Source organism: Methylocaldum marinum, assembly GCF_003584645.1.
Lineage (GTDB): Bacteria > Pseudomonadota > Gammaproteobacteria > Methylococcales > Methylococcaceae > Methylocaldum > Methylocaldum marinum.
Genome location: NZ_AP017928.1, coordinates 2,179,295 through 2,191,424, shown reverse-complemented (window position 1 = coordinate 2,191,424; position 12,130 = coordinate 2,179,295). Strand labels below are relative to the sequence as shown.

General features: G+C 60.3%; 4 protein-coding genes and 1 pseudogene (1 of these 5 only partly in view). 2 read left to right on the top strand and 3 right to left on the bottom strand.

Annotated features, from left to right (window positions below):
- Positions 1–8: 8 nt before the first annotated feature.
- The 3 genes from sS8_RS09410 to sS8_RS28050 all read right to left on the bottom strand — a co-directional run bounded on the left by sS8_RS09410 (position 9) and on the right by sS8_RS28050 (position 3,264).
- Entirely contained in the window at positions 9–2,132 is a 2,124-nt protein-coding gene (locus sS8_RS09410) for a heavy metal translocating P-type ATPase (RefSeq protein ID WP_119629426.1), read from the bottom strand.
- Between the two features lie 319 nt (positions 2,133–2,451).
- Positions 2,452–2,682, bottom strand: coding sequence for an acyl carrier protein (locus sS8_RS09405; protein ID WP_145986472.1), 231 nt, complete (start codon positions 2,680–2,682; stop codon positions 2,452–2,454).
- Between the two features lie 399 nt (positions 2,683–3,081).
- Complete coding sequence (locus sS8_RS28050; protein ID WP_170160877.1) at positions 3,082–3,264, bottom strand: hypothetical protein; 183 nt, start codon at positions 3,262–3,264, stop codon at positions 3,082–3,084.
- Between the two features lie 40 nt (positions 3,265–3,304).
- Between sS8_RS28050 and sS8_RS09400 the strand changes: the two are divergent.
- A pseudogene (locus tag sS8_RS09400) lies at positions 3,305–3,815 on the top strand (Tn3 family transposase); the annotation flags it as partial.
- Between the two features lie 917 nt (positions 3,816–4,732).
- Positions 4,733–12,130: the 5' portion of an SDR family NAD(P)-dependent oxidoreductase gene (locus sS8_RS09390; protein WP_119629423.1), read on the top strand. 11,454 nt of this gene lie beyond the right edge of the window; the window shows 7,398 of its 18,852 coding nt (coding positions 1–7,398); it begins with the start codon at positions 4,733–4,735; its stop codon lies beyond the right edge, outside the window.

Here is a 12,130-nt window from a genome sequence, read left to right as displayed (position 1 = left end):
CATTCCTCTCAGGCAACGTTTCCGATTCCGGTTTTCTGCAGTTGGCCTCCTGTGGGTTTGTCATTCTGTTGATACCGTATCAACGGCAGTAGTGAATTGCCGAGTCCGACGAAACATCCCAGATAAGTGAGTCCCATTGCGGCAGCGACCCCGAAATGCAACAAGAAAATACCCGAGATGCTGACGACTCCGGGCACGATGCTGGTAATCAGGTTCTTTTTCATAGTGCCCTCGAATTCATCCATGTACCGGAACAGCGGCTCCAGCTGCTTCAAAGTGCCATCCATGAAGATGATCTGCGCGGTATCCGTAGCGACGGTGGATGCGCCTTTGAGCGACACCGACAGCTGTGCTGTTTTCATGGCCATGGCATCGTTGATGCCGTCTCCGACGAAGCAGACGAAATCTCCCTGTTCGCGCAGTTGCCTGACCAGCGCGGCCTTGTTCTCCGGCAAGGTTTCCGCGAAATAGCGGTCGATACCGAAGGTTTCGGCCATGCGCCGCGTGGGTTCCTCATGGTCGCCGGAGATCATGACCAACTTGAATCCCCGCTGCCGTAAATACCCGATAATGCTTTCCGCTTCCGGCCGTACGGTCGGCATCAGTTCCACGATTCCCGCGAGTTGCCGATCGATACTCACATAAACGAGCGAATGGCTGTTCGAATCGGCTTTTTGCTGAATGGATCGTACGCTTCGGGGCAGCTTGATACCTTCATGTCGCAGATAGCGCGAACTACCCACCCGGATTACCCGGTTTTCCATGGTGACCTTGATGCCGTAGCCGACCTGATAACTCGCCTCATCCAGTTCCGGTAGTTCCAATTGCCGCTCCTCCGCTTTTGCCCGTATGGCCCTGGCGATAGGGTGCGGTTGCCGGTATTCCGCGGCGGCGGCATACCTCAATACCGTGTTTTCCGAGTAGCCCTCAAGGCCATGGATCTTGGCCACGGTCGGCTGTTCCTGGGTCAGGGTGCCGGTTTTGTCGAATACGATGGTATTGACCTGTCGCAGCGATTCGAGCGCCCGCCCGTCCTTGATCAGAATCCCCTGGCGCGCCAGGATTTGGGAATAGACCAATACGCTGACGGGCCCGGTGATTCCCATGGTCGACCCGGTACTGGACCAAAGCACGGCTGTAGCCGCACCGGCCCCGAGCACGGGCAAGGTAAGCGCGCTGACGCCGAGGGTAAACGGTATGAAACGATCGGAGATTTCGCGTCCGCGCGTTATCAAAGTGTCCTTATAGCTTTGCGTATAACTGAGAACCTTACCGATCTTGGCAGCGGCCGTCGCCTGGCCCGTGGTCGTCACGAGGATATGGATGCGCCCGGAAAGCAATAAGGTCGAAGCAAAAACCTTATCTCCGACACTTTTCTCCACGGGCCGGCTCTCCCCGGTGAGTATGTGCTGATCGATGCTGGCCATGCCGGACCGTATCGTTCCGTCGACCGGGATAACCTCTCCGGCGTTGACGACCACGATATCGTCGACCTGCACGGCATTGAATTGGGTCTGGATTTCCACGCCGTCCTTCAAGACCCAGACATATTCGGGGTGCTCCACGAAGGTGACGATCAATTGCTTTTGGGTGTTGTCCTCTACGCGATCGATGATTTTTGCAAAAAAGCTGCCCATGACCGCGCTGAAAGCCGCCAATACCAGCTGGCCGGTCGCGAGCATGCCCAGGGTCATGAGAAGACCGAGCAAATTGTTGCTCAAATAGTGGCGAAGCTTGAAATCCTTCAAAGCTCGCATGAACATGCGCCGGGACAGATAAAGAACGCCCAAGGCCCCGAACAGGGAAAAGACGGGGTAGATACCGCCGAGCAGAGCAAGTCCCATAGCGCCCATCGCCAATTTCATGCGCTGACTGGCCTTTCCGCGCTCTTCCGCGAGAGTCTCGAGAACTCTTGGATCGATATCCACCTGGAGCTGCTGTCTGGCATCGGCCGTCATCGCACTCTTGATGTCCCTGAGCAGTCGGCGGGCACCCGAAAGAACCGAAGTTGCCGGCTCGTTCGAGTTCTCCGCGGCCGGCATCGGGGTTAACGCCTGCGCAAGATTTTTTGTCCGCCGTCTCTTGTGGAGATAGCACCCCGCGCCGGCCAGTAAAGCGATTTCAGCCAACATGAAGAAACCGTCGAATCGGTTTCCGATAACCTCGTACCGCGCCGAGGATCGGACTCCGCGGAATATCCCGGACAGGCGCCGGACGCGAACCGTCCGGGTTGAAAGCGGATGGGCTATCGGGGGGCGGCGGAGGTGCGGACGGGGTGGCTGTCATGAGTGAATGATTGATAAAGATCAAAGGCTCGTTCAGTGGCGACCATAGAATTCATATTCAGCCGCACTCCAATAGCCGACTACCCGCTGCCGAATGGCATGGCATTGACTGGATTGAGGAATTTGCCGACTGACAACATGAACATTGTGGCATCGATGTCAAACATCACACATTATGTCGGAGTACCAACTCAGCCGTTTGCTCGACCGTCCCGATGCGCCGCCATTCCTCAATGGCTGGCTTGAATTTAAATCGTCTTTCTACCTCGGTTACGAAAACCGTAAGATCATCTCCCGCGATGTGCAGATCGCGAACAAATTCTTTGTTCGGTAAGACATCCTTTTTTTCGATCCACCCGACGACGTCGACGAGAATGTCGGCGATTTCGTCAATCAATCGATCTTTTTTCAGTTCATTTTCCGTGTCGCATCTCATATGCACATATACCAATGCTTACCGCATCGAAGATGGCAAGCCCAACCGCAGTAAATGGCATAGCCCGTCCTATGATCCCGAATATGCGAATCGTGCCGAAGGTAGCTTTCGCCAATTGCGCAACAGGTGATTTTCCAGGTAGTCTCGCTCTCGGAAAAAACTTAAGACCGTAGTGGCTGATCAGATTGGTTTTATCCCCAGCCCCTAAAACAACCGGATGACCTAGCTTGACTTTGTCTACCGGGATGCTTCCGACCGCAGCAAGCCCTGTCGACGCCGTAAGACCATAGTGCTCCTTCGTACACTCCCACAAATTCTCGAAGGTCGTATTCGGCGCACTAATCTCTGGCGTCGTAAACTTTACGAGTTGATACCCTTTGTCGACCTGCCGTTTGCTAAAGGAAACGCAATGGCTCCGCTGTAATTTGACGGTAAATTGAAATCATTTACCAGCGCCATCGCCTGCGGATTCAGCAAAAGGCGCTGCCCGCTCAACTCCCGCACCCCATTAAGTACCGCTTCTCGTAACGCTCGTTCCTGCATTCTTCTCTCTCCTCCGTCAGGGAGGACTGCTATTAGACGCCTGCGACTGGCCGCTTCGATCCAGCAAGGCACCGTTACGGTCTTGCTGATGCTCCGAAAGTTCGCCAGCTACCCGCGCCAGAACGGTCTGGCGGTCGCGCTGGGGCGCATCGAGCGCACGCTGTTTATTCTGAACTGGCGGCAAAACGTCGAGCTGCGTCACCATATGCATGCCGGGTTGGACAAGGGCGAGGTGCGCAACACGCTGGCCCGTGCCGTGTTCATCAACCGCCTGGGCGAAATCCGCAACGCCAGTTTCGAGCAGCAGCGCTACCGCGGCAGCAGCTTCAACCTGGCGACGGCCCCCCGTTGTGCTGTGGATTACGGTCTACCTGGAGCGGGCAATGCGGGCGCTGCGTGATGCTGTCAAGACGATCGATGGCCGGCTGCTGCAATACCTGTCGCCGCTGGCCTGGGAGCACATCAACCTGACCGGTGATTACGTCTGGCGGCAGAGTCGCAAGGCCGCGTGTGGACAGTTCCGGCCGCTACGCCTCAATGGGAAGCCCTAGCGTACGATTATTTCCGAATTCTGTGACACCCCCTAAAGGCACAGAGCGTTTCGTTTGTGTGCTCGACATTCTAGGGAAGGCCTTTTCCTGATCGCTATAGGCCGAAAGTCATGACTTTCGACTGCATATGACTTTCGGCACAGGCGCAATCATAGGGCTTAACCTAGATTTGGGCCCACTCACCGTCGCGTGTGCCGCGGACGGGAGCCAATCGAGCGTCTCGGGGGGCGGCTCGCAAATTCCGCGTTCAAAACAATTCGAGTTCAGCAAACGTCAGTCGTCCTGTTTGTGTCGCTGCTGATTCTCGCAAGAATATTCGATTCGTCATGGGGAAGTCGTTCGGCGTCAGTCCAATCAACAGATACGGCAACGGTTCGGCTGTCGCGGTCCGGCTACGCAGACAGCGTCGCTCGACATCCCGCTTTTCCGCGACTTCCCCCTTTCCGACGCCGGGTGCCCTCCCCGATGAACGTACGATTCTCGAATTCCGCCGTCTGTTGCCGGCTCATCGGCTGGCCGATCCCTACCTGAAAGCCCCGGCCGCCCCGTTTCGGCCGGAACGGATTTTTTGCGCTCCGGGCTGAATCCCTTCCTACAAGGTTGCTCGCTCGTATCCATGCTTCGTTTGTACAGGAATTTCCAATCGCCGAGGTGTTCATATCCCCCGAACTTGCGGTCCTCGCCGCCGGTATCGACCGGGTCGCGGCAGCGTGACCCTTCACCTTTCGGCCGTCGCCGGAAGCGCTCGATTCGCCCGTCCGAGCGCCGAAACCGCCTTGATTTCGAAATCGAGGCCGGTGCAAGAATCAAGCGTGTGACAATCCGCCCCGGAGCCCGCTGCGCACCGGATTCGGTTTTTCCGGGACGGGCACCCGTGGAATCATGCGCCATCCGAGCGCAACTGCGGGCTTTGAACCATGCGTGACCCAGGTTTTAAGAAGGACGTCATTGCCGTGGTCGGCATGGCTTGCCGCTTTCCGGAAGCCGGCCACTATTCCGAGTTCTGGAACAATCTCAGGGACGGCAGGAACTGTATCCAGGAGATACCCTCGTCCCGTTGGGAGAAGGACGTTTATTCGCCGGACTTCCACGCGCCCAACCGGAGCATGAGCAAATGGTGCGGCCTCATGGACGGGATCGACCGCTTCGATGCCTCGTTTTTCGGGATCTCGGCGCGGGAAAGCAAGAGCATGGACCCGCAGCAACGCCTGCTGCTGCAGGAAACCGTGCACTGCATCGAAGATTCCGGCATCCCGCTGTCGGTGTTTCAGGAAAAGAAGACCGGCGTTTATATCGGCGCCATGGCGGTCGATTATCTGATCGAATCCACCGCGCCGGGCGTGGTAGCCGACAGTTATGCCTGCCTCGGCAATTATTCGTGCATCCTGGCGAATCGGCTGTCCCATTTCTTCGATTTGAAAGGCCCCAGTTTTTCGGTCGATGCCGCCTGCGGTTCATCGCTGGTCGCCCTGCATCAAGCCCGGCTCTCGCTGCTTGCGGGTGAAACCGATTACGCGATCGCGGGCGGGGTCAGCCTGGATCTCCATCCCTGGAAATATCTGTCATTTTCCAAGTCCCGCATGCTCAGCCCGGATGGGCAGTGCAAGACCTTCGACCTCGACGCCGACGGCTATGTCCCAGGCGAAGGCGTGGGCGTGGTACTGCTGCAAAGGCTGGAAGATGCCCTGCGGGAAAAGAACCACGTTTACGGCCTGATCCCGGGGTCAGTCGTACGTCACGTCGGCAACAGCATTTCCATTACCGCGCCGAGCATTCGGTCCCAGCAGGACCTGATTACCGAGGTGCTCGAGCAAAGCGGCGTCGATCCGGAAGCGATTTCCTATATCGAAGCTCACGGGACGGGAACTTCCCTGGGCGATCCCATAGAAGTCGCCGCCCTGTCCCGGGCGTTCGAACGCCACACGTCGAGGAAGCAGTTTTGCCGGCTGGGTTCGGTCAAGACCAATATCGGGCATTTGGAAGCCGCCGCGGGCGTTGCCGGCGTCATCAAGGTTCTGCTGATGATGAAGCACCGGCAGATACCGCCGACCCTCAACGTCACCCGATCCAATCCCCTGCTGTTTCTCGACGATTCGCCTTTCAGGCTGGCTCTGACCGGCGAGGCCTGGCGGCCGGAAAACGATGGGGAGCCCTTGCGGGCGGGCGTGAGTTCGTTCGGGTTCGGCGGAACGATTTCCCACCTCATCCTCGAATCTTTCCCGAATCGGAAGTCCCGGCCTGCTTCGGTCGGCTATTATCCTTTCCTGTTATCGGCGAAAACCGAAGGTTCGCTGCAACGCCTCCGGGACAAATGGCGGGCTCTGAGCGAGCAGGATGATTTTCGCGAAACGGCCCTGGCGGATTGTTGCGGAACGTTGGCGGCGGGCCGGGAGCACCACCGGTTCCGCTGGGGCTGCCGCGTCGACAGCATCGAGGTTTTGGCGGAGACGCTGCGGGGCTCCAAGTTATTTACGGCTTCTTCGAACGCCGACTGGCTGCTCCATGTCGGCGATTTCGCCTGGCCCGATTTCAGGGCGGTCAAGCCTTTTTTCCGGCACGCGTCCCTGGTGCGGAAAAGATGGAACGAGCTGAAGCGGGAGATCGACGCTTCGCCCTGGTTTCGGCAGGAAAAGCCGAATCTGCGGTCGGCATGGACCGCGGCAACGCAGCCGCAAAATACGTTTCTCGCGGCCCACCTTTATCTGTCCGGCATCATGGACCTGGGCTTCGCGCCGGCCCTTATCGCCGGCAGCGGGGCGGGCCTCTGGCAGAGCCTGGTTCTCGCCGGCATGGTGTCTCCGGTCGAAGCGCTAGCCTTTTTGAGCGGAAAAATCACGGCGGAGGACCTCACCCTTTCTTCGCCGGTCATCCCCTTCTACGACCCCGTCGGCGGGGAGCGAATCGGGCCGCTCCGTTTCGAGCCGGCCTATTTCGTCGACCTGTTCAAGAACGCGAATCCGGCTGCGCATGACTGGCGCGATTATCTGGAACAGGCGCGGGCACTGGAAAAGGCCCAATACACCTTCAAGAGCTATTTGAAGGAATGGGCGCCCCATCTTCAGGCCAAAGGCCGGAATCTTGAAAAGCTGCTTTCCGACGGCGCGCTTCCGCGGTCCGAACAAATCCTCAGGATTCTCGTTATTCAAACCGCGCTGTCGAAGCTGTATCGCAAATGGAACCTATCGCCGAAAAGCCGAATCGACGACCCGTGCTTGCGCGAGCTGACCGACTTGATAGCTCGTGTGGAACCGGACAAGGGGGGTATCGTCGATCTGGCTCTGGGCGAGATGTCGCGGCTTTCCGGGTGGGTCGAAGACCTGAACCGGCGGGTTTCGGTCCATCTTCCGCCCGAGGCTTTTCCGCTCCTGCATCGGCACAATCGGCTGCCGGCAGCGCTTGCGGATTTCCCGTCCTGGCTGGACATGGTTCGGCGGATTCCGCCCGGGATTCCGGATGCCGGGAACATGGCTTGTTTGCAGTTCGGTTCCGATGGGATGGAGGGCGCGGCTTCTCCGACCGTGCGCATGGCAAAACCCGTTTCGATGCTGGATGCCTGCCTGGAGCTATGGCAAGCGGGCGTCGATATCGACTGGAAAAAATATTTTCTGTCCAAACCGTTTCATAAACTGCCTTTGCCCGGTTATGAATTCGAGGGGGATAGTTACTGGGTGGACAAACAGGACAGTGGGGGCATACTTCAAGTGAATAGTCATTCCCGCCAGGCTCATGAAGCTTCGGGTACGCGTTCTACCAGGATCGCACCCATGCAAGGCCGGTTGCTGCAGGATCTCGAAAACCCCGGTCGATTCACCCGCCGCTTGTCCGCCTCGGAGGACGCGGTCATCCGGGACACCGTCGTGGAAGGGCGCTGCATCACGCCCAGTCCGCTGCGGCTGGCCCTGGCACTGGAAGCCGGGAACAGAGCGATTTCGAGCGCCCTGAACCGGCTGAGCGACGTTTATTTCCCCAATCCCGGCGTTATCCGGGAAACCGTGAACCTGGCGGTCGACGTAGACCCGCGCGGCGACTTCCGGCTCGTCAAGTACGCGGGCGCCGAGTCCGGCGGGGAAATACTGGCCAAGGGACGGATCGAACAGGCGGCCCGGCCCGATCTTCCCCGCTTCGAACCGAGCCGGTACGCGGTCGAACAGACCCTGGACGAAGAAGCCCTCTACGCACTTTTTGCCCAATGGGGTTATCGGTACGGACCCGGCATGAGGGTGATCGAGAAAGTCGAGCATACCGCGGAGGCTTTCCTGGTTCGCATCCGGGCCGAACCGGGCGACGAAGCCGAGCCCACCGGCCTGGACCCGTTCATCCTGGACGGGATGTTCCAGGGCGTGTTTTATGCCGGGCATGTTCTGGGCGCCTTGCTGAACGACGGCTTCCTGTACGTTCCGATCAGCATCAAGCATCTGACCCTGCTCGGCGCGCTTACCGAAGACTGTTTTGCCGTCATCGAAAAGGCGAATTTCCGTATTACCGAAGGCGGCGACATACGCCTGGGTTTCAAGGCTTACGACGCACGGGGAAACCCTATTCTGGCGGTGGACACCGCGTATTTCCGCAGGGTCCCGCGCAACTTCCTGGCTCCCCCGGAACCGCAGCGCCCGCAAGCGGCCGGCTACGATAAAAGCCTGCTGCTGCCCAAAACCACGCAGTATCTGAAGGAAATCTTCGGCGCCGCGCTCGGACAGTCCGCCGGCGATATCGACGTCGACGCGAGATTCCAGGGTATCGGGGTCGACTCGCTGATCAACCAGGAAATCGTCGAAAGACTGGCCAAGGTGTTTCCGGAACTGCCGGCGACGGTCCTGTTCGAGTACACGACCATCAGGCAACTGGCGGGTTATTTCATCGATGCGTACGAAACCAAGCTGTGCGAGGTGTTGGACCTGCCTCCGGCGGAAACCGCCGGGACCCCGGTTTCGGTAATCGAACCGCCGGCCGCGGAAACCGAGAGAACCCACGGGATCGACACGGACGCGGCCGGCAAGGCTGAGGGCGACGTCCCCGAGCCCATCGCCATCATCGGCTGCAGCGGGCGTTTTCCCCAATCTCCCGACATTTATGCGCTCTGGGAGAATCTGAAACAGGGAAAGAACTGCATCGGCGAGGTCCCGGAAGAGCGCTGGAACTACCGGGATTATTACGACGCCGGCCGTCGGAAAGGCAAGAGCTACACCAAATGGGGCGGATTCCTGGAGGGGTACGACGAGTTCGACCCGTTGTTTTTCAATATCACGCCCAACCAGGCGCAGCTGATGGATCCGCAGCAGCGGATTTTCCTGGAAGCCGCCTGGAGCAGCATCGAGGACGCCGGCTATACCCGGCTCAGCCTGCCCCGGAACACCGGTGTGTTCGTCGGCGTAACGACCAACACCTACGCGTTGTGGGCGGCGGAACGATCGCGGCCGGGCAGCGCCCTGTGTCCGGACACCGATAATTACGACATCGCCAACCGGGTGTCCTATTTTTGCGATTTCCAGGGGCCGAGCATGAGCGTCGACACGGCCTGCTCGTCTTCGCTGAGCTGCGTGCATCTGGCCGTGCAAAGCCTGCGGCAAAAAGAATGCGAGATGGCGATCGCCGGCGGTGTCAGCCTGACCTTGCACCCGAGCCGGATCGTCCAGTTCTGCCAGAAGAACATGCTCTCCAGCGAGAACTACTGTCATCCTTTCGGCGAGGGCAAGGGCGGTTTCGTGGATGCGGAAGGCGTGGCGGCCATCGTGCTGAAGCCCTTGTCGCAAGCGATCCGGGACCGCGATTCCATTTACGGGGTGATCCTGGGGACCGCGGTCAACAGCGGCGGAAGAACCGGCGGCTACACGGTGCCCAGTCCCCGAGCCCAAGCCCAGCTGGTGGCGAAAGCCATCGAACGCGCCGGCATCTCGGCCCGTACCATCAGCTATGTGGAAGCCCACGGCACCGGCACGATACTGGGCGATCCCATCGAAATCGAAGGCCTGACCCAGGCGTTCCGGCAGCACACCGACGCAACCCAGTTTTGCGCGATCGGCTCGGTCAAGTCCAACATCGGCCACCTGATCGCCGCCGCCGGTATTTCCGGGCTGATCAAGGTGCTGCTGCAAATGAAGCATCGGACCTTGGTGCCGTCGCTGCATGCCGTGCCGGCAAATGCCAAGATTCCGTTCGCCAAGACCCCGTTTTACGTCCAGCAGGAACTCGCCGAGTGGAAGGCGGACTATCCTCGCAGGGCAGGGGTCAGTTCGTTCGGGGTCGGCGGTTCCAATGCCCATGTCATCGTGGACGAGTACGTGCCTCCGGTCGAAGCCGACAGGCTTGCGACCGGTCCCTGCCTGATCCCTCTTTCCGCCAGGAACCCGGATCGGCTGCTGGCCTATGTACGTAAATTCGTCGATTTTCTCCCCTCCCGCCTGGATCAGCTCAATCTCCACGACATCGCCTACACCCTGCAAGTGGGCCGGGAGGCCATGGAAGAGCGGCTCGCGCTGGTGGTGTCGAGCACGCGGGAGCTGCTGCACGCGCTGGAACAAGTCCTGGCCGGTGATGAAATCCGGGAGACGAGCTGTTTTCGGGATAACGCCGAGGCCGCGAAAAACAGCCCGATCCCGGACTTGGAAGGCGAGGCCGGCGCCGCGTATCTCAAGGTACTGCTCGAGCAGAAGCAGCTCGACCGTCTGGCCCGGCTCTGGGTGCACGGCGTCGAGGTGGACTGGCACGTCCTGCAGGCCGCTTCCGGGAAATCCGCCGCGCGTCCGCGGCGGATTTCCCTGCCGCATTACCCCTATGCCAGGCAGCGTTTCTGGCTGCCCAGGGATGAATTGCCGACGGCCGAACCCGGCACATCCACAGATGCCGGTACGGCTCTCCACCCGCTGCTGGATCGTGTGGACACGGCGCGATGTTTCGAACTCGACCGGGGAATCGCGTTCCGCAAGACGCTTTCCCGGGAGCACTGGGTGGTCGACGACCATAGCGTCGACGATCAAGCCGTCCTGCCCGGCGTGGCCTACCTGGAAATGGCCTGGGCCGCGGCCGCGCAGGCCGAACAGGGACCGCTCAAGATCGACGAAGTGGTTTGGCAGGACCCCGTGGTGCTGTCCGAGTCGTCGGTGGAGATACAGGTGCTGGTCACGCGAGAAAGCGACGGCTTGGCTTTCCGGGTGCAGACCGGGAGCGACGGCGCACCGCCCAAGACCCATGCCTACGGCAGGTTCAGCGCTCTGGAAAACGCCTCCCAACCGTCCCTGCCATGGCGGGAGATACAGGCCCGCTGCCCGGAAACGGTGGACCGGGCCGACCTTTACGCCGGCTTCCTCGAGGCCGGGATCGGCTACGGACCGGCCTTCCGGTGCATTACCCGGCTGCACAGGAACGACCGCGAAGCCCTGGCCTTTCTGCGCCTGCCCGACACCTTGAGCCGGGATTTCGCCCGTTACCGGCAGCATCCCGCGCTATTGGATGCCGCGTTGCAGACGGCGCTCGCGCTGAGCGGCGACCGATCGGCGCCGCAACTTCCTTTCATGGCCGGGGAGGTCGCCGCCTACCGGCCGCCGACCCCGAACATGATCGCCTATGCGCAAAAGATCGACGCGCAGCGGGCGGATGTTTACCTCGCGGACGAAACGGGCAGCGTGTGCGTGCGCTTCAAGAACGCGGTGTTCCAACCGGCCGGGGACCGCCTCGGCGAATTCTTTTATACGCTTCGCTGGGTGCCCGACCCCCTGGGCACGACGCCCGAGACGACCGCGGCCGCCGGCGAAACGATTCTGGCCTTCCTGCCGCCGGAGGATCACTCGCAGGCCGCTTTGCGGGTCGCGGAAGCGCTGCGGGAACACTACGCCGGAAGCCGCGTCGTTACGGTCCGGGAGGCCGGCTTCGATGCCGACGCTTTCCCCAAAATTCACAGGATTTACTTTCTGGCCGGCCTGATAAGCCGCAATCCCGCCCTGGAGGATGCGGAGGCGCTGGACGCGATACAGGCGTTTTCCGTCCATGCCCTGCATCGGACGGTGAAATCCCTCGCCCGGAGCGCGCACGCGACTTCACCGCTCCGGCTGAGCGTGCTGACTTCCCTGATCCACGACGTTCATCCCGATGCCGAGGTTTTCCCGTGGGTTGCGGGTCTGGCCGGCCTGACCAAGACCCTGATCAAGGAATATCCCCAGTGGCGGATCAATCGGCTGGCGCTGGATCAGGACGCCGTGCTCCGGGGCGAAATCGACCTGGCGGGCATTCTCGCCGAACCCCGCCACGAGGGCGCCGAAGAAGCGGCTCTGTACCGGGGGCAGCGCTATGTCCGGCGGCTGATTCCGACACGCCTGGCGCCG